Below are 21,290 nucleotides of genomic sequence, written 5' to 3'. Positions count from 1 at the left end.
CTGTAGTGACAGGGGCTGTGGGTCTGGGGGCCGTGGTGATGGGGGTCGGTCCGCTGTCCGCCGCCGACGTCGTGTCCGTGGCACGTGACGGCACCCCGGTCGTCCTGTCGCCCGAGGCGCTGAAAGAGATCACACGCGGCCGCGAGGTGATCGAGGGCCTCCTCAGCGACTCCGAGCCGCATTACGGCGTCTCGACCGGATTCGGCGCCTTGGCGGGGCGGCACGTCCCGGCCGACGCCCGTACCGTCCTGCAGCGCAGCCTGGTCCGCTCACACGCCGCCGGGTCGGGTCCGGAGGTCGAACGCGAGGTCGTCCGCGCCCTGATGCTGCTGCGGCTCTCGACCCTGGCCACCGGCCGCACCGGGGTACGCCCGCAGACCGCGCAGGCCTACGCCGGGCTCCTCAACGCGGGCATCACACCGGTCGTCCGCGAATACGGTTCGCTGGGCTGTTCCGGCGACCTCGCCCCGTTGGCGCACTGCGCCCTCGCGGTGATGGGCGAGGGTGAGGCACGGGACGCCGACGGCACGCTCGTGCCGACCGCCGTGGCGCTCGCCGCCGCCGGCATCGCGCCCGTCGCCCTCGCGGAGAAGGAAGGGCTCGCCCTCATCAACGGCACCGACGGCATGCTCGGCATGCTGGTGCTCGCTCTGCACGACCTGCGCCTGCTGCTGCGCAGCGCCGACGTGGCCGCCGCGATGAGCGTCGAGGCCCAGCTCGGCACGGACGCCGTCTTCGCGGGCGACCTCCAGGCGCTCCGCCCGCACCCGGGACAGGCCGAGAGCGCCGCCAACCTGCGGGCGCTGCTTGCCGGTTCGGAGGTGATCGCGAGCCATCGGCGGCAGGAGTGCGGCTGCGTGCAGGACGCGTACTCGCTGCGCTGTACGCCCCAGGTGCACGGGGCCGCGCGAGACACCCTGGCGCACGCCGAACTGGTCGCAGCCCGGGAGCTGGCCAGCGCGATAGACAACCCCGTCGTGACGCTGGACGGGAGACTGGCGAGCAACGGCAACTTCCACGGGGCTCCCCTCGCCTGCGTCCTGGACTTCCTGGCTATTTCCGTCGCGGACGTCGCCTCGATCGCCGAGCGCCGCACTGACCGGTCCCTCGATCCGGCCCGCAGCCACGACCTGCCCGCCTTCCTGGCGGCCGACCCCGGTGTCGACTCTGGCCACATGATCGCCCAGTACACGCAGGCCGCGGTCGTCTCCGAGCTGAAGCGGCTCGCCACCCCGGCCTCCGTCGACTCCATCCCCTCCAGCGCGATGCAGGAGGACCACGTCTCCATGGGCTGGTCAGCAGCCCGCAAGCTGCGCCGCGCCCTCGACGGGCTCGGCCGGGTCCTCGCCGTGGAGCTGTACACCGCCGCCCGGGCCCTGGATCTGCGTGCGCCGCTGAGCCCGGCGCCGGTGACGGCCGCGGTCCGGGACGGTCTGCGCGAGACGGTGCCGGGCCCGGGCCCGGACCGGTACCTCGCCCCGGAGATGGAGGGGGCCGTCCAGTACGTGGTCTCCGGCCGGGCGCTGGGCGCGGCGGAGTCGGCGGTGGGCAGGGCGCTGTCGTGAGGGAGAGAGGAGAGTGGCGCAGGGCACCGCCGGTGACGGTAGAGGGCAGCGAGGGCGTTGCCTTCGTCGAGTTGTTCGCCGAGTTCTCGAGAGAGCGAGGGCCTGTTCCAGCGGTGGCGTCGCGTCGGCGAAGTCGCAGTGGAAGCGGGCGGTGCTCAGATCGAATAGTGCGTTGGCCTCCCGAGGCAGTCGTCGTCACGGCGAGCGGCGGCAAGGCGCACCTGCTCCAGGGCCGCGGCGTCATGCCAAGCGTCCTCGTGAAGGAGAAGGGCGGCGGTGAGGCGGACGATGCGACGGTGGAGGGCGCGCTCAGTGGCATGGTCTGCGCAGGCCATGAGGTTGGGGTGTTCGGTGCGCAGCCATTCCAGGGCATCCTCCCTGGTGGACAGGCAGAATGCGACGTCTGGCGCGAACGTGGGCGGGGTGAGGACGGGGCGGCTTGCCGTGGCGCTGGTCCGACGGGCAAGCTGAACGAACATCTCGGCGGGCTGAGCGGGCGGGAGCGTGTCCAGGGGCAGCGGCTTCGCCCCCTCCAAGGTGATCAGACGCGCGCCGCCGCGGACTTCGACGCCGACTGCACCATCGGCGTCGCGCCCAACCCGCTGCTCACCCAGATGGCGGCCACCCGCGGCGCATCCGGTGCCATCCGCGTCGTCCCCGACACTCCCAAGGTCATCGCGGCTTTCCCCGCCGGTCTGCCGGCCGCGGCCCTGCCGGGCACGGGTCCGGCGTTGGTACGTAACCTGGCCTCCTACGGCCTGACCGCCTTCGACACGATCACCCAGCGCATCCTGGGCGCATCGGGACCCAGCTCCGCCGTGAGCGACAGGTGGCCGGCCCCTGGCACTGATCGTCCGGTACGCCGATCACTCGACGACCACGCGGGAACCGCACCCTGCCCGAACTCACCGGGCACACAGTCCACAACTGCGCTCGGTCACCTACGCGTTGCACGCCGCTCTCGGCCTGCAGCGCGCCAGGGTCCGCGGAATCACGCTGCGGGCGAAGGCTCTGTTCGACGCGGGCTCGGCCACCCGGCAGCTCACCTTCGGGGCAAGTGACGACAAAGCACGCCGGATCGAGGCTGCAGCCGACAGAGCTCGGGCACGCTTCGGACCCGATGCGGTCCGACTGCCAGCACGGCGGGACTGAGCTGACCTTCTTTCGGATGCCTGAGGGTGTGTCAATTTAACGGCCCTGTCTCACTTTCGGTGGTGACGGAGCGTATTGATTCGTCGTTGACGTGACGTGCGGAATGTCAACGAGCTTGTAGATGTGGTGTTTTCAGGGCTATCGCCCCTGGTCATCGAGGACGTGACCGACGAGGGCGAGCGGATTCTGGTGCGGGCGAGGACGCCGGAGGAGCCGGGTGGCGTGTCCGGGTTGCGGGGCGCCGTCCGGGCGGGTGCACGGCTTTCACCTGCGGACGGTGGCCGATGTGTCGGTGGACGGGCGGCGGGTAGTGGTCCGTGTCCGGGCGCGGCGTCTGGTGTGTCCCACGCGCGGGTGCCGTCATACCTTCCGCGAGCAGGTGCCGGGGGTGCCGGAGCGTTACCAGCGGCGCACCGCCCGACTGACCAGGCAAGTCAAGGCCGTGGCCAAGGAGTTAGCGGGCCGGGCAGGGGCACGTTTGCTGGCGATACTCGCCGTAGGCTTGTCGCGTCACACGGCCCTGCGCGCCCTGCTGCGCATCCCGTTGCCCACCGGACGGGTGCCCCGCGTGATCGGCGTCGATGACTTCGCTCTGCGTCGGCGGCACCGCTATGCCACCGTCGTGATCGACGCCGAGACCCACGAGCGGATCGACGTGCTGCCCGACCGCACGGCCGACACCCTGGAGGCATGGCTGCGCGAGCACCCGGGCATCGAGGTCGTGTGCCGGGACGGCTCCGCGACGTACGCCGAGGCCATCCGCCGTGCCCTGCCCGACGCGGTGCAGGTCGGTGACCGCTGGCATCTGTGGCACAACCTGTGCGAAGCCGCCCTGAGCGAGGTCAAGGCGCACAGCAGCTGCTGGGCCACCGTGCTGGACGCGCCCCTGTACGACGGGCCCCGCGCACAGACCACCCTTCAGCGCTGGCACCAGGTCCACGGCCTGCTCGACCAGGGCGTGGGCCTGCTCGAATGCGCCCGCCGGCTGCAACTGGCCCTGAACACCGTCAAACGCTACGCCCGGGCCGATCAGCCCGAACGGATGCTCCGCGTTCCCAAGTACCGTTCCAGCCTTGTCGATCCCTACCGCGAGCACCTGCGTAAACGCCGGGCCGAGGACCCTGCCGTCCCCGTCCTGCATCTCTTCGAAGAGATCAAGGCCCTCGGGTTCACGGGCTGCCTCAACCTCCTGCACAAGTACATCAACCAAGGCCGCGCGGACGCCGACCGCAGCCACATCTCCCCGCGCCGGCTCGCCCGGATGCTGCTCAGCCGGCCCGGCAACCTCAAGGCCGAGCACCACGACCTCCTGGCCCGCCTCACCGCCGCCTGCCCCGAGATGACCCAACTGGCCACCCACATCAGGACCTTCGCCCCGCTCCTGAAGCCCGCCCCGGGAAACGCCGACGTGCTCGAGCTCTGGATCACCCAGGTCCGCGCAGCCGATCTGCCGCATCTGCACGCCTTCACCCGAGGCCTGGAGCGAGACCGCGACGCTGTGATCGCCGCGCTCACCCTTCCGTACAGCAATGGCCCCACCGAGGGCGTCAACACCAAGACCAAACGGATCGCACGCCAAATGCACGGACGAGCAGGCTTCGCCCTCCTTCGCCACCGCATCCTCCTCGGATAGCAGCACGCTCCGTCACCACCGAAAGTGAGACAGGGCCGATGACCGTACAGACCCCCCACTGGCGGTTCGGCCTCAAGCCTGATGGCTGGGCGATGGGAGCCGTGTGAGCCGAGAGGCTCCCGCACGGTTCTGCGAGCGGCGGCGGGTGCGATTCCCGCCGCCGACTCACCTCATTGTGCTCGTGCACGGGACGAAGCCCGAGGCAGAAGCGCTCAAGGCAGAGATCGGCGAGCTGCTGGCCAGCCGCCGAACCACGCGGGTGCAGCGGCGGGGATCAGATCTTCTCGGCGGTCACACGGATGTGGTCGGTGGTGAGCATGGTGATGTCCTCGACGTCGGACGTCAGGATGGTGACGCGGCCCGGCTGGGCGATTGCGGTGGCGCAGAGCATGGCGTCGATGGCGTACTTATGACCGTGCAGCCCGGCCGTGCGCAGCAGGCCGACGGCGGACTGGGCGAGGGCCTGGGCGACCGGCTCGACTCGCAGCCGGGACAGCGTCCACTTCAGCGCGGCGTCGTTGATGCGGGGATGGATCACCTCGACGAGGACCGCGGCCGAGGTGATCACCGGAAGGTCGGCGTCGCGGGCGGCGGTGAGCCACTCGTGGACTTCGCGGTCGCGCTGCACGGCCTTGGTCAGGCCCTCACTGTCCAGGATCAGAGTGCCGCTCACGCGGCCGCCCCGGCATCGGAGGAGGTGCCGCTGGTGAGCTTCGCCCGCTTGGCGGCTACTGCCTCCGGGGCGGCGGGGCCGAGGTTCTTGTCAAAGTCGGCGATCAGCTCGTCCAGGTTGTCCCGCTCGATCTGCCGCTGCGCGGCTTTCTCCAAGAACGCGGACACACCCCGCTTGCCGACCCGCTCACGGATCGCTTGCAGGGTGCCGGCCGTGAGGGAGACGGAGATGCCGCTGGTGGGGCCGTCGCCGGGCGGAAAGTCGGTGTCGTCGTCAGCCATGGGACATGTATAGCATTTCAAATGCCATACGGCGAGCTCTTTGCCGGTCGATCCCGGAGCCCCCTGCGGGGGGCCTGGCGTGCGTCGAGAGTGTGCACGTAGCCCGCGCTGCGCACGCAATGCGCATTGATCTTGAATCCGATTTGCGTCGCACGCGTCGCTGACCTGCTGTTTTCCTCGACCTGTTTTCTGTTGACATGTTTGCGATGACGCATCACGTGGAGTGGTGGCGATCTTGGAGTCGGCCGCAAAGGGCTCCTGGCCTGCGATTTTGCCCCTGCACATTATGTGCGGTATGGGCGTTACAGGCGATATCCTCACGCTGAAATGACGCTCGTGACGCTCGTTCTGATGGCGTGTCGGGTGCGCCGGCGGGCTGGCTGGTCAGGCCACTGGAAGAGCAGTGTTGGCGAGCGAGGAGCTCTTCTTTTCGCCACCTCAGCGGCGGTCGTCCGCGCTGATAGAACGTCGTCAGACTGCGGGCTTGAGGGAAGTCAGTTCCTCAGAGCGTGGACGCCCGAAGTGCTTGCCGAGCTCTACCTTCGAGGCGTGGCCTGGCTGCCCGGAGGAGTCGGACGTTGGCCGTATCGCCCGTGAGAGGCCAGTTTGCCCAGTGCCGTGGGGATATTTCCACGGCACCGTACTTGCCCCTCGCTCGGCTTCCCCGGGCTCCCGTTTCCGGTGGTCGGCCAGATGTGATCAGTCGATGTCCGGATCATCCGACTCTTCGAGGAGTCGGGCCGCGAGGTCGTCGGCCCACTCCACGGCCCAGGCACGAAGAGCGGTGATGGTGGCCTGGTCCAGGCCGTAGGCGGCGAAGGCTTCGTCGTCGGTCCACTCGGATCCGGCGAGGTTTGCCTGCAGGTCTTCGCGCTCGAAGCGGCCGCGGGCGTGGCGACGGCCGAATTCCTCGAGATCGGCGGTGTTCCAACGGCGGGAGGCTGCGAACACGTCGATCAGGTCACGGGGCGCTCCGCGGTCGGCGAGGGCGCGGACCTTGGTCCCGATCACGTCCTCCTCCGCGAGGACGGGCCCGTACGGGCTCTGGGCGACCGGCCGCCAGAAGATCTCCTTGAGGATGTCGACCTCGCAGTCCTGCCCGGTGGCCGGGTCGGTCACGGTGAAGCGGGCGGACAGCGGGGCGGTCTCCAGCGCGTGCACCTTCCAGCCGCGGGCTTCCAGGCCGGCGCGGAGCGTGGCCGCGATGTCGGCCATGGGCGCCGGGTTCTCGGTGGCGACATCGAGGTCCTGGCTGGGGCGGTTCACGAGGCGGTGCGCCCGCACGGCATACCCGCCAGTGAGGACCAGGGGATACGGGGAGCCGAGGGCGATCACATCCGCCAGGAGCCGCGCGTGCAGCTCCGGCATGTCCGTCACGCGGCTGCCTGGGTGCGGGAGGCGAGCTGAGCGAAGGCGTCCTCCCACACGGTGCGCACGGTGCGGCCGACGAGAGTGCGCAGCACCGGCCACAGCTGGAGGAGCAGGTCCTGGTTGAGGTAGCGGGGCAGGTCGTCGTGCAGACCCTCATGCAAGACAGTGCGGTACAGGCCCATGCGCTGGCGCGGCTTGCCCAGGTCGTACGAGGTCATCCCGGACCAGGCCATGTGCAGCGGCAGCTCGACGATCCCCTGGGTCGGGCCGTGCAACTCGTCCAGCGACTCCGGCAGACGGCACCGGAACTTCTCCCGGTACAGCGCGAGGTCCTCGGCGTCCGTGCCCGAGAGGTTCTCCGACGCGGGTGCGGGGTGGTGCGGGCTGGAGGGCATGCCTCCCATTATGGCGGCAGCTTCCCGCTCGCCGAGCAGCGGGACGCGGCCGATCACCGGCCGACATCCACCGGCAGGAAAGTCGGAACGGTCCGCCGCCGCGGCAAACTCGTTGGCGCGGGCGTCTCTGGACATGCGGACGAGGGCAATGCGGTAGAGGGCTGAGTTGGCTCCGCGATTGCCGCTGCGCGGGACGGCAACCAAGGCCCAGATCCGCGCCTTGGTTGCCGGGAAGGAGGCCGGCTGCACCGACGTACTCACCGTGGCCGGGCTCCCTGTCCCGGCCACGGCATGGGACTCGCCGAGGTGATGGTCGCGCTCGGCATCGCCTCCCAGACCAGCGGTGTGTGGTCCATGCCCTCACGCTCCCGACCCCCGAAGACGAACTGCCACTTGCTCGCACGCGGATCTCCGGTCTGCCCGCCTGCGGGCAGCACAGGGCCGCCCGCTCGAAGGCTGACGAGCGACCCAGTCGCTGGATTGTATGCAGCAGGCGTACAGGCGCATGTGCGCCCTCGTGCATCGCGGGCCTCCGCTTCTGCAGTGGAGAACCCAGGCCTTGAGGAGGCTGCTGTGGCAAGGATCGTGGAGGGGAAACACCGGTCGCCGATCGGGGACGACGGGCACCAGCCGAATCGGCCCGTACCGCCGCCCCCTCCTCCCCCTTTGCCTCCACCCCTCCGCCTGCCTGGTCATCGACGGGAAGGTGGTCGCCTTCGCCGAGGAGGAGCGCTTCTCCCGCCGCAAGCACCACAAGGACTCCCGCTCCTGCGCGGTGGCCGCGGCCTACTGCCTGTCCGAGGCCGGCATCACCCTGGCCGACGTTGACGAGATCGCCATCGCCTTCAACCCGGCCTGGCCTACGCCGAGCAACATCTGCACGGACGCCGAGCTGATCGCCGAACTCCTCGCCCCCGCCCTGTTCGGCCACCACCGGCCCCGGCAGGTCACCGTGGTCGAGCACCACCTCGCGCACGCCGCCTCCGCCTTCCACCCCAGCGGCTTCGACGAGGCCGCCGTCCTGGTGGTCGACGGCTCCGGCGACGGCGTCTCCGCCACCCTCGCCCACGGCACCGCCGACGGACTGAAGGTCCTGCGCCAGTTCCCGTTCAGCCAGTCGCTGGGCTGGTTCTACGAGACCGTCGCCGAACACCTCGGACTCGGCAACTGGACCAGCTCCGGCAAGCTCATGGGCCTGGCCGGCTACGGCAACCCCGACCGCTACACCCTCGACTTCCTCACCGCCCGCGCTGGCGGCTCGTCGAGAAGGAGCTGAGCGACGTCATCGTGACGGCCGCAGTGGCACTTGCCACCATCAGCCCGGACCCGGAGAAGGCGCTCGCCGGCCGTGTCCAGGGCCTGCTGGCGCGCCTCAGCCTCGACTGACCCGGGCCGGCCGCCAAGCGGAAGGGCCCGCACGGACGTGCGGGCCCTTCCGCGTCATCCCCTACTTTGCGGACGCACACGTCCTAGTGGGGTGTATCCCGCCTCCCCGGTGGGAGATGAGTGGGAGATGATCATGGCGCGGTGCTGCAATCAGGCGCTAGGAAATGCTAGATAGCGCTACCTGTACGGCCCTGGTTCAGCCGCCGGATTCGCCCGCGTGCGGGCTGAGCACACCGGCTCCCACCAGCACGAACAGCAGGATTCCGAGCAGGATTCGATAGATCACGAACGGCATGAAGCTCTTCGTAGTGATGAACTTCATGAACCACGCGATCACCGCGTAGCCCACCGCGAAGGCAATGATCGTCGCGAAGATCGTCTGCGGCCAGGACACATGCCCGCTCTGGCTCGCATCCTTCAGCTCGAAGACACCGGAGGCCAGGACGGCCGGGATGGCCAGCAGGAACGAATAGCGTGCCGCCGCCTCACGGGTGTAGCCCATCAGCAGACCACCGCTGATCGTGGCGCCCGAGCGGGAGACGCCGGGAATCAGGGCCATCGCCTGGCAGACGCCGTAGATCAGACCGTCCTTGACGCTCAGTTCCTGGAGGGTCTTGCGCTCCTTGCTGGCGCGGTGCTTGCCGCCCGCCTCGTCACGGGCGGCCAGACGGTCGGCGATGCCGAGGACGATGCCCATCACGATCAGGGTCGTTGCGATCAGCCGCAGATCACGGAACGGGCCCTCGATCTGGTCCTTGAATGTGACGCCGAGCACACCGATCGGGATCGAGCCGACGATGACGAGCCAGCCCATCTGGGCGTCGTGATCGCTGCGCATCTCTTTGTTCATCAGCGAACGGGACCAGGCGGAGATGATCCGGACGATGTCCTTGCGGAAGTAGATGAGGACAGCGGTCTCCGTGCCGATCTGGGTGATAGCCGTGAATGCCGCGCCCGGGTCGTGCCAGCCGGCGAACGCGGCCGTGAGCCGCAGATGCGCGCTGGAGGAGATCGGAAGGAACTCGGTCAGCCCCTGGACGAGCCCGAGGATGAATGATTCGAACCAAGACATCGAAAACTACGCCACCCAAGAAATGATCACGGTCTGACGGCGCGTAGCGTTCCCGATCATGCGCCAGTTGTGAGGCAGCGTAGCGTCCTTGGGTGAACCGGAATGCCGCAGCCCCTGTGGGACCCCATGGGGGCACCCTCAGTTGGCGCCCGGCCCCGTCCGCCGCGAAGCTTCGGGGGCGGCTGCGCCCGTGGCTCGGTGGTCTTCAGCGGTAACCGCACCGCGCAGCCCGTGACGCTTGCGCCAGGCGACCACGGCCGCGCCCGCCCCAGTCAGCACGATGAAACCCATCGCGATCAGAAACGCGGGTGACGTCGGCGAACCCGCCCGGCTGCCCGCCACCACATACGCCGCTGTGTTCGGGACCGAGCCCAGGCCCGTCGCCAGTAGGAAGGGCATGTAGCCCATGCGGGACACGGCCGCGCAGTAGTTGGCCGCGGCGAACGGCACACCCGGGAAGAGCCTCAGCGCCAGCATCGAACGGAAGCCGTGCCGGCTCAGCTGACTGTCCGCGGCCTTCAGCCAGCGGCCCCGCAGCAGCGGCCGCAGCGCGTCCTGGCCCAGCACTCGGCCGAGCGTGAACGCGATACCTGCCCCCAGCACCGTCCCGGCCAGCGCCGAGACGAAACCGGCCTGCGAGCCGAAGAGCGCTCCCGCCGCCAGGTTCAGCAACGGCCTCGGTACGAACGCCGCCGTGCACGCCCCGTACGCGACACCGAACATCACGACCGCGGCGCCGCCGCTCAACTGCGGCGGCCAGCCCGCCGAGAGCAGCCGCTGCGGCTCGTACAGCACCACCGTCACCGCCGCCGCGGCCAGCACGGCCACGAGCAGCGACAGCCGCGACCACGGCGAGAACAGCACCCTGGTACAGCGGATGGCGAGGCCGGCGGACGGCCTGGGGACGGGGTCGAGCATCCGGGGAGACTAACCGACACAGGGATGTGATCGCCGTAATGTGAGCCTGATGATCCCGGGCTGCTCTTCCGGCTTGCTGCCGGTCGTCCACCGGGCCCGTCGTCACAGTCACCCGGTGGGACACCGTCGACGCGCTCGCCACGCACGTTGTCGGCCCGCTGGTGATCCGGACGCGGTGAGTTACTTCGTCGACGGCGCCCGCGACCGGCTCTCGCCACTGCCCGTCCGAGAAGCCACGAAGCACCTGTGACCTGCTGAACTCCCGTACGCGGAAAACCATTCGACGCGGCCACGGCCGTAGGCGAATATCAACGACATGTTCCGGTACGCCTTCCTCGCAGCGCCGTCCGCAGTCGCGGACGCGCCGAAGGCTGCCGCATTCCCCGCAGCGGTCGCAGCCGCTGCCGCAGCGCCCCTCGACGGCGCCCGAAGCTGACCCTTCCCGGATCGTCCGGCGGACCCCACAGGGGGAGGGTCGGCAAGGCCCAGGGGTCCCATCACGCTTCGAGTTCCGAGGAAGACCGAGGGAATCAGCCATGCCCAAGACGGCATACGTACGCACCAAGCCGCACCTCAACATCGGCACCATGGGCCACGTCGACCACGGCAAGACCACGCTGACCGCCGCCATCACCAAGGTCCTCGCCGAGCGCGGGACCGGCACCTTCGTGCCCTTCGACCGGATAGACCGGGCCCCCGAGGAGGCCCTGCGCGGCATCACCATCAACATCGCGCACGTCGAGTACGAGACCGACACCCGGCACTACGCGCATGTGGACATGCCCGGCCATGCCGACTACGTCAAGAACATGGTGACGGGAGCCGCCCAGCTGGACGGGGCGATCCTCGTCGTCTCCGCGCTCGACGGCGTCATGCCGCAGACCGCCGAGCATGTCCTGCTCGCCCGCCAGGTGGGCGTCGACCACATCGTCGTCGCCCTCAACAAGGCGGACGCGGGCGACGACGAGCTCACCGACCTGGTGGAGCTGGAGGTCCGCGAGCTGCTGACGGCCAATGGCTACGGAGGTGACGCCGCACCGGTCGTCAGGGTCTCCGGGCTGAAGGCGCTGGAGGGCGACCCCCGCTGGACCGCCGCCGTCGAGGCGCTGCTCGACGCCGTCGACACCTATGTGCCGATGCCCGTCAGGTACACGGACGCGCCGTTCCTGCTCCCGGTGGAGAACGTCCTCACCATCACCGGGCGAGGCACGGTCGTCACCGGAGCCGTCGAGCGCGGCACCGTCCGCGTCGGCGACCGGGTTCAGGTACTCGGCGCGGACACGGAGACGGTGGTCACCGGGCTCGAGACCTTCGGCAAGCCGATGGAGGCGGCGGAGGCGGGCGACAACGTCGCGCTGCTGCTGCGCGGGATGCCACGGGACGCGGTGCGCCGCGGCCATGTGGTGGCCGCGCCCGGCAGCGTCGTACCGAGCCGCCGCTTCACCGCGCAGGTGTACGTCCTGTCGGCGCGGGAAGGCGGCCGCACCACACCGGTCTCCACCGGCTACCGGCCGCAGTTCTACATCCGCACGGCGGACGTCGTCGGCGATGTCGACCTCGGCGAGACGGCCGTCGCGCGCCCCGGCGACACGGTCACCATGACCGTCGAGCTGGGCCGTGACGTGCCGCTGGAGGCCGGGCTCGGCTTCGCGATCCGCGAGGGCGGCCGCACTGTCGGCGCCGGCACGGTGACCGAGCTGGTCTGACCTGCCGTGCCCGCCTCCCGTGACCCACGGGAGGCGGGCACGGTGCTGTGCGCCAGACTGACCGGATGGCAGACACGGCACTGGTACTCGGAGCGGGCGGAATCACCGGCGTGGGCTGGGAGTTCGGGATTCTGCACGGACTCGCCGAGGCGGGAGTGGACCTCTCCACCGCCGACCTCGTCATCGGCAGCTCGGCCGGTTCGGTCGTCGGCGCGCAGCTCATGTCCGGGAAACTGGGCATCGCCGAGCTGTACGAGCGTCAACTCGCCGCCCCTGACGAGGAGATCGGCGGCCGGCTCGCTCTGCCGCTGCTCAAGTACGTCCTGGCCATCCTCACCTCCCGTACGCCCGAGGCGTACGGCCGAAAGCTCGGCCGGATGGCGCTCGCCGCGGACACCGTCGACGAAGCCGCGCGGCGCCAGGTGATCGCCGGGCGGCTCGTCTCGCACACATGGCCCGAGCGCCGACTGCTCGTGACCGCGGTCGATGCCGTCACGGGCGAGCTGAAGGCCTATGACAAGGAGAGCGGTGTGCCGCTGGTGGACGCTGTTGCCGCCAGCTGCGCCATCCCCGGTGTCTGGCCGCCCGTGACCATCGACGGCCGCAAGTGGATCGACGGGGGAGTGCATTCCACGGCGAACGCGCATCTCGCCTCCGGATACGAGCGGGTCGTCGTCATCGCGCCCATCGCCTCCGGTAACAAGGTGGTCGTCTCGCCGCGCGCCCAGGCCGCCCGTCTCGCCGCCGGCGCCCGTGTCGAGGTCATCACCCCGGACGCCGCTGCCAGGAAGGTCTTCGGCCGTCACCTGAGCGACCCCGCTCTCCGGGCGCCCGCCGCCCGCGCGGGGCTGGCCCAGGCCACCGCGCACGTCGAGGCCGTCGCCGCACTCTGGGCACAATGAGAGGGTGAACGAGCAGATACCCGTCATCCGCGATGTCGACGGAGGCACCGCCAAGCTCATGCCCGATGTGGACCGGGAACGGGCCTGGCTGTTGACCGTCGACGGCGCGCCCCAGTCCTACGTCGACCTGGACGCGCCCACGCATCTGGAGTTCGAGTACGTACGGCGGCTCGCCCATGTCGTCGACTCCGTCGCGGACGACGGCGCTCCGCTCGATCTGCTCCACCTGGGAGGCGGGGCACTGACCCTGCCCCGCTATGTGGCCGGGGCCCGGCCCGGCTCGCGCCAGCACGTGGTGGAGGCCGACCATGGGCTGCTGGCGCTGGTCGCGGAGAGGCTTCCGCTGCCGGAAGGATCGGGCATCGAGGTGCACGGCGCGGACGCACGCACCTGGGTCGAAGCGGCTCCTGAGGACTCGGCGGACGTGCTGATCGCCGATGTCTTCGGCGGTTCCCGGGTGCCTGCCCATCTCACCTCGGTCGAGTACGCGCGCGCGGCGGAACGGGTGCTGCGGCCCGACGGTATCTACGCCGCCAACCTCGCCGACGGCGCGCCCTTTGCCTTCCTCCGCTCCCAACTGGCCACTTTCGCGGCCGTGTTCGAGGAGCTCGCGCTGATCGCCGAACCGGCCGTACTTCGCGGCCGCCGCTTCGGCAACGCTGTGCTGCTCGCCTCGCACGCCCCCATCGACACGGCGGAACTGGCGCGCCGCACCGCCTCCGACGCCTTCCCGGCCCGGGTCGAGCACGGCCAGTCGCTGAAGCGGCTCATCGGGGACGCGGCGGCGGTACGGGACGCCGACGCGGTGGCCTCACCCGAGCCGCCCGACGGCGCCTTCAGTATCGGCTGAGGGCGTCGGGGCTGCCGCTGCGGCCATGCTTCGACGCTGAGGCATGCCGGGGCATGAAGCCCCCAAGGGCCGTCCAGGAGCCGCACCCGGGCACGGCGCGGCCGGGCCCGCGGCGACGATCAATTAAATCACTCAAGGTCGAATGGCACGGGGCTGACGAAAGGCCGCGCGATGCCTTAATCAGTCCGCCGGAAAAGTGTCTCGCTTTCCGGCGGAGATGCGGAAACTTTCTGCGTCCAGCCGGCCGCGGCGCCCTGGCGGCTCATCACAGGAATGCCCCGCACGGCTGCCGTATTTCACAAGGTGCGGCGAAGGCGGACGAGTTCGCCCGCCCCGGCTGCTGATGCCGTGTCAAGGCGCCATACGGCACCTGCACTCGTCAACACCCCGCACACAAGTATTCGGCAAACAAGCAGTGGACCCGGACTGACTGAAATACGCGGCACGGATACGAATAGCGGAGGGACTGATTTCTGACTATCCCTTGGGTACTTGCCAGACCTACGGTCGCTACTGCTCCGCGCGTTGACTGGCGAATTCCGGCAATGTGCGTCCGAATCGACCATTGGGGGTATCACTCGTGCGCAGTCTGAGACACGCACTTCTACCGCTGGCCACTGCCGCATTGCTGGCATTGGCCGGGGCTGGTCCCACCATGGCGGAACCCGTCCCCACCGGGCCCGGATCCGCCGCCGTCCCCGCCGCAGCCGCGACGACCGCCACCGCCACCGCGCGGATCGCCGGCGGTGCGCCGGTCGACTCGCCGGCCGCCGCCGCCGCGCTGGCCCGCTACTGGACACCGGAGCGGATGAGGACAGCCATCTCGCTCGACCGGGTGGCCGGGTCGCCACACGCCGCCCAGAGCAAGGCCGGAACCACCGGCCGGCCGGGATCGACCCCGCCCGCCCGGGGAAGGTCGGACACGGTCAGGCCGCTGATCAACGAATCCGCCGCGGTGGGCAAGGTGTTCTTCACCAACCCCAGCAACGGACTCAACTACACCTGCTCAGCCAGTGCCCTCAACAGCGCCTCCAAGCAGATGCTGATCACCGCCGGGCACTGTGTACACGGGGGCAGCGGTGGCACGTGGATGACAAACTGGACCTATGCGCCGCGCTACCGCTCCGGTGCCCGTCCCTTCGGCACCTTCGCCGCCAAGCAGTTCCGCACCTTCAACACCTGGATCAGCAGCAGCGACCTCGGCCGGGACGTGGCGATGGTGACCACCTGGCCGCTCAACGGCAACAAGATCGTCAATGTCACCGGCGGTCACGGACTGAGCTGGAACTTCTCGCGCGCCCAGGCCGTGACTGTGATGGGCTACCCGGGCAACCGCGACAACGGCGAGCTTCAGTGGGCCTGCCAGGGCACCACGCGAGCGGTCAGCGACGGCCGTATTGAAATCCAGTGTGACTTCGGCGGCGGATCGAGTGGCGGGCCGTGGCTGCGGGAGTTCAACGATGCCAACGGCCTGGGGTCCGTCAACGGGGCGATGAGCACGCTCGCCGCAGGCGGCTGGAACCGGAGCTCGTACTTCGATGACGCGGTCAAGGCGATGTTCGACGCCCAGGGCGGCGTCACCTGACAACCCGACAGGAGCAGTCCGATGCGTCGCAGTAGCTTGACCCGATGGGGAACCGCCGCTGCTCTGCTCGCCGTTGTCGTGGTGGTGGCCGCATGGCGTACCGCCCCGGCCGCCCCGGACCCCGAGCCGCAGCCGGACTCCGGGACCACCGGCAGCGATGTGCGGCAGAGCCCCGACGAGGTACGTGACTACTGGACGCCGGAACGGACGAAGGAGGCCCGGCCGGCACCCATGCCGGAAGACGACTGAAGGCGGAGAGCCGGACCGGTCGGGACTGACCGGCCGGGTCGGGCAGGGCCGTGGCGGGCGCGGGTGGTGCGGGCAAGTCCCGCGACCCCCGCGCCCGTTCGGACCTCAGGCCGACACCGGCTCCGGACGACTTACCCGGTAGGAGTACCCGCCAGCCGCACGGTGCTCAGGATCTGCGCGATGGTCGCGTCCGGTACCTCGTCCGGGACGCCCTTGTTGGCGTAGAGGACCCAGCTGGTGAAGTCACCCTTGCTGTTCTTGAAGCTGAAGGCGATCGACTTGCCGTCCGTCTCGCACTTGTTGTCCTTCTTGACGCCCAGGGCGGTGGCCGTCGCGACACTGCCGGAGAGACCGGACTTGGAGGTGTAGGGCTTGGCCTTGGTGATCTTGACCGTGCCCTTGGGCTCCGTCTGCGCATAGCCGGCCCACACCCAGTTGCCGGCCTCGTTGTAGGCAGCCGTGGCGCTGTCGGTGGCACCCTTGCCGCCCTTGGTGCCGACGGAACCCAGGCCCCACTGCTCGAGCTTGCCGTCCTTGTCCGTGTCGAACGTGCACCACTTGCTCTTGTAGTGCGCCGGGGACGACATGACGACGACGGGAGAGCCGTCCTTCTTCTTCTCGTCCTCGAAGAACGTGCTCGTGCCCGACCCGGCGACCTCCCAGGTGGGCGGGACGTCGAACTGCGTACCGCGCGTCGGGTTGGTGACGACCTTCCAGCCCGCGATGGTGGGCTTGGCGTCCTCACCGCCGCGCGGATTCTCGGTCGGCGAAGCGGGAGCCTGGCTGGGCTTCTGCGACCCCGGCGTCTTGGAGGCGCCGGCCTCCTTGCCGCTCTCGTCGGTCGTGCCCTTGTCCTCGTCGTTCAGCACGACGACACCGGTGATCACTGCGGCCGCGACCACGGCGGTGGCCGCGACGATCGCAACGATCGTCGTCGTCTTCTTGTTGTCCTGCGGCGGCTGCGGCCCACCGGGCGGCTGCCCGGGCACGGCGTACTGCGGCGCGGTCGGCTGCTGATACGGGTTGGGCTGTTGGTACCCCGGCTGCTGGTACCCCGGCTGCTGATACGGATTCGGCTGTTGGTACCCCGGCTGCTGGTACGGGTTCTGGTCCTGCGGGTTCTGCTCGCCCCCGGGCGGCTGCTGTCCTGGCCACATGGCGAGCAACGATAGAGGTGCCGCCGCACCGCTGCCACGTCCACCCCCGACAGGGATGGCCAAGCCGCGCTACTCGTGGGTAACATCGCGTTCCATGAGCACTGATCAGATGTCCGTCGGCGAGATGCTCGCCGCCACGGTTCCCATGGCCAGGACCCTGAACCTGGAGTTCCTCGAGACCACCGCCGAGCGTGCCGTCGTCCGTATGCCGGACCAGGCCGACTTCCACAACCACGTCGGCGGACCGCACGCCGGAGCGATGTTCACGCTCGCCGAGACCGCGAGCGGAGCCATCGTCATCGCCGCCTTCGGCGACCAGATGACCCGCGCCGTACCGCTCGCTGTCAAAGCGGAGATCGGCTACAAGAAGCTGGCGATGGGCGTCGTCACGGCGACCGCAACCCTCGGCCGCCCCATCGCGGACGTCGTCGCGGAACTGGACGCGGGCGAACGCCCCGAGTTCCCGGTCGTCATCGCCATCCAGCGCGAGGACGGCGCGGTGACCGGTGAGATGACCATTGTCTGGACGCTGCGCCCCAACGCCTGAAACCGGTCACGGGCTGACCAGGTAGGCTGCCCGGCGTGCGCCGACGGGGCGCGCGCCGGGCAGCTGATGCCCCGCGAACTCGGGAGGAACCGGCGTTGCACGTCCAGGAGTGGCTGGAGACCGTCCCTGCGGTGAGCGTCTATCTCCTGGTGGGGGTGGTCATCGGCCTCGAGAGCCTGGGCATCCCGCTGCCGGGCGAGATCGTCCTTGTCAGCTCGGCACTGCTCGCTTCCCAGCACGGCCACATCAATCCGTACATCCTCGGCGCCTGCGCGTCGGCCGGCGCGATCATCGGTGACTCCATCGGGTACGCCATCGGCCGTAAGGGCGGAAGGCCCCTGCTGGCCTGGCTCGGCGGGAAGTTCCCCAAGCACTTCGGCGAGGCCCAGATCGCCATGGCGGAGCGCTCGTTCGAGAAGTGGGGCATGTGGGCCGTCTTCTTCGGCCGCTTCGTCGCGCTGCTGCGCATCTTCGCGGGGCCGCTCGCGGGCGTACTGCGCATGCCGTACTGGAAATTCCTGATCGCCAATGTCCTCGGCGGGATCCTCTGGGCCGGCGGCACGACCGCTGTCATCTACTCCGTCGGCGTCGTCGCGGAAGCCTGGCTCAAGCGGTTCTCCTGGCTGGGCCTGGTCCTCGCGGTCCTGATCGGGCTCACTTCGATGCTCGTCCTGAAGAGCCGCGCCAAGAAGGCCGCCGCACAGTCGCAGACCCAGCCGGCGGGGACCGAGCCGGAGCCCGTCCCCACTGCCGACTGAGCTGCTCTCACGGCCCGACCGGTCAGGCCTCGTGCGCCGCGCGGTGCTCCTTGGCGAGATCCACATAGACCGCGGCGTTGAGTTTGATGCCCTCGAGCTCTTCCTCGGTCAGCTCCCGCCTGACCTTCGCGGGTACGCCCGCGACCAGCGATCCTGGTGGGACGCGCATCCCCTGCGGGACCAGCGCCTGAGCCGCGATCAGCGAACCTGCACCGATGTGCGCGCCGTTCAGGACGGTGGCGCCCATGCCGACCAGTACGTCGTCCTCGACGGTGCAGCCGTGCAGTACGGCGTTGTGGCCGACCGAGACGCGCTCGCCGACGGTGACGGGGAAGCCAGGGTCGACATGCACGGTGCAGTTGTCCTGAATGTTGCTGTCGGCGCCGATGACGATCGGCCCGCAGTCGGCGCGGAGCACGGTCTGGTACCAGACGCTCGCCCCGGCAGCCAGGGTGACATCGCCGACGACCACGGACGTCGGCGCGGTGAACGACCCCGGGTCGACCTTCGGGGTCCTGCCGCCCACGCCTGAAATCAAAGCCCGCTCCGCCATGCCTTCTCCTCGGTGCTCACCGGTCGCGCGTAGGTGAACCGTAGGCGACCGGCCGGGCGGGACTCGCGGGAGGGGTGCTCGGCCGGTGCTCGGCCGGCACTCGCGTACGCCTTGGCACGAGGGCACCCGTTTCGGCCGTCCGCCACGTCGGACGACGGCTGGGGCGAACATCACAGCACACCGCGATGATCAACCCAGGTGCGGCCGACTACCGTATGCGGGTGCCGAAGAACAGAAACACGTTCTCATCGCTCACCGCCTGGCGGCGGCGCGTCCTCGCGTCCGCCGTCCACCGAGGCTGGCGCTGGGTGCAGGAGGCGGGCGCCGTCACCGCCGAGCACCCCGGACGGCTGCGTTTCCGCCGGCTCGGCTCCGGCACCCGGCTCGCCTTCCCGCAGGGCACCGTCTTCGGTGAGGCCTGGATCGAACTCGGCGAGCACTGCATCATCGGCGAGCAGGTCACCCTCACCGCCGGGATGATGCCGGGCCTGGACCTGGGGTCCGACCCGATTCTGACCCTGGGCAACGGTGTGGTCCTGGGCCGCGGCAGCCATGTCATCGCCGACACCAGGGTGACCATCGGCTCGGACACGTACTGCGGTCCGTACGTCTACATCACCTCGACCAACCACAGCTACGACGACCCGCACCAGCCGGTCGGCAAGCAGTGGCCCCGCACCGAGCCGGTGGAGATCGGTCCCGGATGTTGGCTGGGGACCGGCGCGGTGGTCCTGCCCGGCGCGCGGCTCGGCCGCAATGTGGTGGTGGCCGCAGGCGCGGTGGTACGAGGAGAGGTGCCCGACCACTCGGTGGTGGCCGGGGCCCCCGCCCGGGTGGTACGGAGCTGGGATCCGGTCCGCGGCTGGGAGCCTCCGCTGCGTACGCCCGCTCCCGTACCGATTCCGGAAGGCGTCACTCCGGAGCAGCTGGTGGCGCTCGCAGACCTGGAGCCGGACTCCTAGGGCCAGTTTCAGCCGCTCGCGAGCAGCACCGTGCCCACCAGTGCGAGACCGGCGCCGGTCGCCTGGACCAGGCGCAGCCGCTCCTTGAGGATCACGAGTGCGGCGAGCACCGTGACCACCGGGTAGAGGTTCGCGAGTACGGCGGCGATGGTGACGGGGCCGTGCTGCGCGGCGATGGAGTAGGTGCCGTTGGCCGCGACGTCGGCGAGTCCCACAAAGGCGAGAGCGGGCAGCGAGGACCGGATGACCCGCATCCCGCCGTCCTCCGGCAGTGCCCGGGCGCCGCGCTTCACCGATACGTACAGTGCCGCGCCGCCGACCGTGACATTGGTGACGCGCTGGACGAAGAGCGCGAGGAAGAGCCCGGTGATGGTGGTCGAGGCCTCGGCGATCAGGGACATCACCGCGCCGAAACCGAAGGCGGCGAGCAGCGTCAGCAGGATCGCCTGCCGTTGCACCGGCGCACCGCGCAGCTGGGGTCCGCCCGCCAGCACGATGCCGGCCACGGCCACCGCGATACCGGCGAACTGGAGCAGTCCCGGCCGCTCGCCGATGATCAGCCCGAGGCTGACGGGCACGGCGACGCCCAGCGATCCGAGCGGCGAGACCACGCCCATCGGGCCCAGCGCGAGTGCCTTGTAGAAGCTCAGCATCGCCACCGGGCCGACCGTGCCCGCCGCGACGGCGTACCAGAGCTGTGGACCTGCCTCCTGCCAGCCGCCGGTCGCGAGGACGATCGAACCCAGCACCACGACCGCGATCGACTGCGAGGCGACGACGACCGTGAGTGCCGGGGTACGTCGCGTCAGCAGTCCGCCGCCGAAGTCGGCCAGCCCCCAGAGGAAGCTGGTGGCCAGGGCGAACAGTGCGGTCATGACGAGCCTCGCAGTACAGTGCAGTGAACGTTTGGGTGCACCACACGGTAGTGCAGTCTATTGAACTCTGTCATCCAGAATATTGGACGGAATGTGTCGGACCTCGACCAGCTCACGCAGTCGCTCGCCCGAAATCTCAAACGCTGGCGCGGCGAGCGGGGGTTCACGCTCGACGCTCTCGCCGCTCGGGCGGGGGTCAGTCGCGGCATGATCATTCAGATCGAGCAGGCACGTACAAATCCGAGTGTCGGGACGACAGTGAAACTCGCCGACGCTCTCGGCGTCAGCATCACCACGCTCCTCGACTACGAGCAGGGTCCGCAGGTCCGCCTCGTACCTCCGGAGCAGGCCGTACGCATGTGGTCCACCTCGACCGGCAGCTACACCACTCTGCTGGTCGGCACCGAGCGCCGTGGGCCGCTCGAACTGTGGGGCTGGCGGCTGATGCCGGGCGACGAAAGCGCCTCCGACCCGCACCCCGACGGGACGGTCGAGCTGCTTCATGTCACCGCGGGCGAGCTCACCCTCGTCGTCGACGGCGAGCCCCACTCCGTACCGGCCGGGACCTCCGCGACCTTCGAGGCGAACGTCCCGCACGCCTATCGCAACGACGGCGACGAGACGGTCGACATGACCATGGCGGTCTCCATCCCACCCGTACGCTGAGACGATCAATCGCGGGCGAGGGCACGGCTGTTAG

22 protein-coding genes and 1 pseudogene are annotated in these 21,290 nt (G+C 69.7%); 12 read left to right on the top strand and 11 right to left on the bottom strand.

Annotation, left to right across the window (positions count from 1 at the left end; genetic code table 11):
- Positions 1–38 precede the first annotated feature (38 nt).
- Entirely contained in the window at positions 39–1,565 is a 1,527-nt protein-coding gene (hutH, locus tag OG735_RS06110; RefSeq protein WP_327328219.1) for a histidine ammonia-lyase, read from the top strand.
- Positions 1,566–1,720: 155 nt separating this feature from the next.
- On the opposite strand, the gene OG735_RS06105 is transcribed toward hutH, so the two are convergent.
- Both OG735_RS06105 and OG735_RS06100 read right to left on the bottom strand, forming a co-directional pair.
- Positions 1,721–2,044 (bottom strand): hypothetical protein, encoded by a 324-nt coding sequence (locus OG735_RS06105; RefSeq protein ID WP_327322107.1) that lies wholly within the window; start codon positions 2,042–2,044, stop codon positions 1,721–1,723.
- Positions 2,045–2,106: 62 nt separating this feature from the next.
- Entirely contained in the window at positions 2,107–2,241 is a 135-nt protein-coding gene (locus tag OG735_RS06100; RefSeq protein ID WP_327322106.1) for a hypothetical protein, read from the bottom strand.
- A 572-nt stretch (positions 2,242–2,813) separates the two neighbouring features.
- Between OG735_RS06100 and OG735_RS06095 the strand changes: the two are divergent.
- Positions 2,814–4,350 (top strand): annotated as a pseudogene (locus OG735_RS06095) (ISL3 family transposase).
- A gap of 274 nt (positions 4,351–4,624) precedes the next feature.
- Here OG735_RS06095 and OG735_RS06090 read toward each other — a convergent pair.
- From OG735_RS06090 to OG735_RS06075, 4 genes are all read right to left on the bottom strand, one after another.
- The gene (locus OG735_RS06090; RefSeq protein WP_327322105.1) at positions 4,625–5,023 is read right to left on the bottom strand and encodes a DNA-binding protein; all 399 of its coding nucleotides are present in this window, start codon (positions 5,021–5,023) and stop codon (positions 4,625–4,627) included.
- Positions 5,020–5,304 (bottom strand): hypothetical protein, encoded by a 285-nt coding sequence (locus tag OG735_RS06085; protein ID WP_327322104.1) that lies wholly within the window; start codon positions 5,302–5,304, stop codon positions 5,020–5,022. The genes OG735_RS06090 and OG735_RS06085 overlap by 4 nt, the downstream gene beginning before the upstream one ends.
- A gap of 699 nt (positions 5,305–6,003) precedes the next feature.
- Complete coding sequence (locus OG735_RS06080; RefSeq protein ID WP_266869931.1) at positions 6,004–6,672, bottom strand: nucleotidyl transferase AbiEii/AbiGii toxin family protein; 669 nt, start codon at positions 6,670–6,672, stop codon at positions 6,004–6,006.
- Positions 6,673–6,677: 5 nt separating this feature from the next.
- A complete protein-coding gene (locus tag OG735_RS06075; RefSeq protein ID WP_327328218.1) occupies positions 6,678–7,070 on the bottom strand; it encodes a hypothetical protein in 393 nt (130 codons plus the stop codon).
- Positions 7,071–7,776: 706 nt separating this feature from the next.
- Between OG735_RS06075 and OG735_RS06070 the strand changes: the two genes are divergently transcribed.
- Complete coding sequence (locus tag OG735_RS06070) at positions 7,777–8,346, top strand: carbamoyltransferase N-terminal domain-containing protein (protein ID WP_327322103.1); 570 nt, start codon at positions 7,777–7,779, stop codon at positions 8,344–8,346.
- 306 nt (positions 8,347–8,652) lie between these two features.
- Here the strand turns inward: OG735_RS06070 and OG735_RS06065 are convergent, their stop codons facing one another.
- Together OG735_RS06065 and OG735_RS06060 are read right to left on the bottom strand one after the other, a co-directional pair.
- Positions 8,653–9,528 carry an undecaprenyl-diphosphate phosphatase gene (locus OG735_RS06065; RefSeq protein WP_327322102.1) on the bottom strand — a complete coding sequence of 292 codons (876 nt, stop codon included), beginning with the start codon at positions 9,526–9,528 and terminating at the stop codon, positions 8,653–8,655.
- A 138-nt stretch (positions 9,529–9,666) separates the two neighbouring features.
- Positions 9,667–10,446 carry a TVP38/TMEM64 family protein gene (locus tag OG735_RS06060; protein WP_327322101.1) on the bottom strand — a complete coding sequence of 260 codons (780 nt, stop codon included), beginning with the start codon at positions 10,444–10,446 and terminating at the stop codon, positions 9,667–9,669.
- A 536-nt stretch (positions 10,447–10,982) separates the two neighbouring features.
- Here OG735_RS06060 and tuf point away from each other — a divergent pair.
- From tuf to OG735_RS06030, 5 genes are all read left to right on the top strand, one after another.
- The gene (gene tuf, locus OG735_RS06050) at positions 10,983–12,152 is read left to right on the top strand and encodes an elongation factor Tu (RefSeq protein WP_327322100.1); all 1,170 of its coding nucleotides are present in this window, start codon (positions 10,983–10,985) and stop codon (positions 12,150–12,152) included.
- A 65-nt stretch (positions 12,153–12,217) separates the two neighbouring features.
- Positions 12,218–13,054 carry a patatin-like phospholipase family protein gene (locus OG735_RS06045; RefSeq protein ID WP_327322099.1) on the top strand — a complete coding sequence of 279 codons (837 nt, stop codon included), beginning with the start codon at positions 12,218–12,220 and terminating at the stop codon, positions 13,052–13,054.
- A 4-nt stretch (positions 13,055–13,058) separates the two neighbouring features.
- Positions 13,059–13,904 (top strand): spermidine synthase, encoded by an 846-nt coding sequence (locus tag OG735_RS06040; RefSeq protein ID WP_327322098.1) that lies wholly within the window; start codon positions 13,059–13,061, stop codon positions 13,902–13,904.
- Positions 13,905–14,559: 655 nt separating this feature from the next.
- Positions 14,560–15,489: a trypsin-like serine peptidase gene (locus tag OG735_RS06035; RefSeq protein ID WP_327322097.1), complete on the top strand. Its 930-nt coding sequence runs from the start codon at positions 14,560–14,562 to the stop codon at positions 15,487–15,489.
- Positions 15,490–15,510: 21 nt separating this feature from the next.
- Complete coding sequence (locus tag OG735_RS06030; protein ID WP_327322096.1) at positions 15,511–15,738, top strand: hypothetical protein; 228 nt, start codon at positions 15,511–15,513, stop codon at positions 15,736–15,738.
- A gap of 131 nt (positions 15,739–15,869) precedes the next feature.
- Here the strand turns inward: OG735_RS06030 and OG735_RS06025 are convergent, their stop codons facing one another.
- Positions 15,870–16,895 carry a hypothetical protein gene (locus tag OG735_RS06025; RefSeq protein WP_327322095.1) on the bottom strand — a complete coding sequence of 342 codons (1,026 nt, stop codon included), beginning with the start codon at positions 16,893–16,895 and terminating at the stop codon, positions 15,870–15,872.
- Positions 16,896–17,004: 109 nt separating this feature from the next.
- On the opposite strand from OG735_RS06025, the gene OG735_RS06020 reads away from it, so the two are divergent.
- The gene (locus OG735_RS06020; protein ID WP_327328217.1) at positions 17,005–17,442 is read left to right on the top strand and encodes a DUF4442 domain-containing protein; all 438 of its coding nucleotides are present in this window, start codon (positions 17,005–17,007) and stop codon (positions 17,440–17,442) included.
- A 95-nt stretch (positions 17,443–17,537) separates the two neighbouring features.
- Positions 17,538–18,200, top strand: a complete 663-nt coding sequence (locus OG735_RS06015) for a DedA family protein (protein WP_327322094.1) — start codon at positions 17,538–17,540, stop codon at positions 18,198–18,200.
- Between the two features lie 22 nt (positions 18,201–18,222).
- On the opposite strand, the gene OG735_RS06010 is transcribed toward OG735_RS06015, so the two are convergent.
- A complete protein-coding gene (locus OG735_RS06010; RefSeq protein WP_327322093.1) occupies positions 18,223–18,753 on the bottom strand; it encodes a gamma carbonic anhydrase family protein in 531 nt (176 codons plus the stop codon).
- A 221-nt stretch (positions 18,754–18,974) separates the two neighbouring features.
- Here OG735_RS06010 and OG735_RS06005 point away from each other — a divergent pair, with 221 nt between their 5' ends.
- Positions 18,975–19,715 (top strand): acyltransferase, encoded by a 741-nt coding sequence (locus tag OG735_RS06005; protein WP_327322092.1) that lies wholly within the window; start codon positions 18,975–18,977, stop codon positions 19,713–19,715.
- Positions 19,716–19,723: 8 nt separating this feature from the next.
- Here the strand turns inward: OG735_RS06005 and OG735_RS06000 are convergent, their stop codons facing one another.
- Entirely contained in the window at positions 19,724–20,590 is an 867-nt protein-coding gene (locus OG735_RS06000) for a DMT family transporter (protein ID WP_327322091.1), read from the bottom strand.
- 93 nt (positions 20,591–20,683) lie between these two features.
- Between OG735_RS06000 and OG735_RS05995 the strand changes: the two genes are divergently transcribed.
- A complete protein-coding gene (locus tag OG735_RS05995; protein WP_327322090.1) occupies positions 20,684–21,256 on the top strand; it encodes a helix-turn-helix domain-containing protein in 573 nt (190 codons plus the stop codon).
- Positions 21,257–21,290: the final 34 nt, after the last annotated feature.

The sequence above is a fragment of the Streptomyces sp. NBC_01210 genome, assembly GCF_036010325.1.
GTDB lineage: Bacteria > Actinomycetota > Actinomycetes > Streptomycetales > Streptomycetaceae > Streptomyces.
The sequence above is the reverse complement of the archived record's forward strand: the minus strand, read 5'-3'. Positions and strand labels throughout refer to the sequence as shown.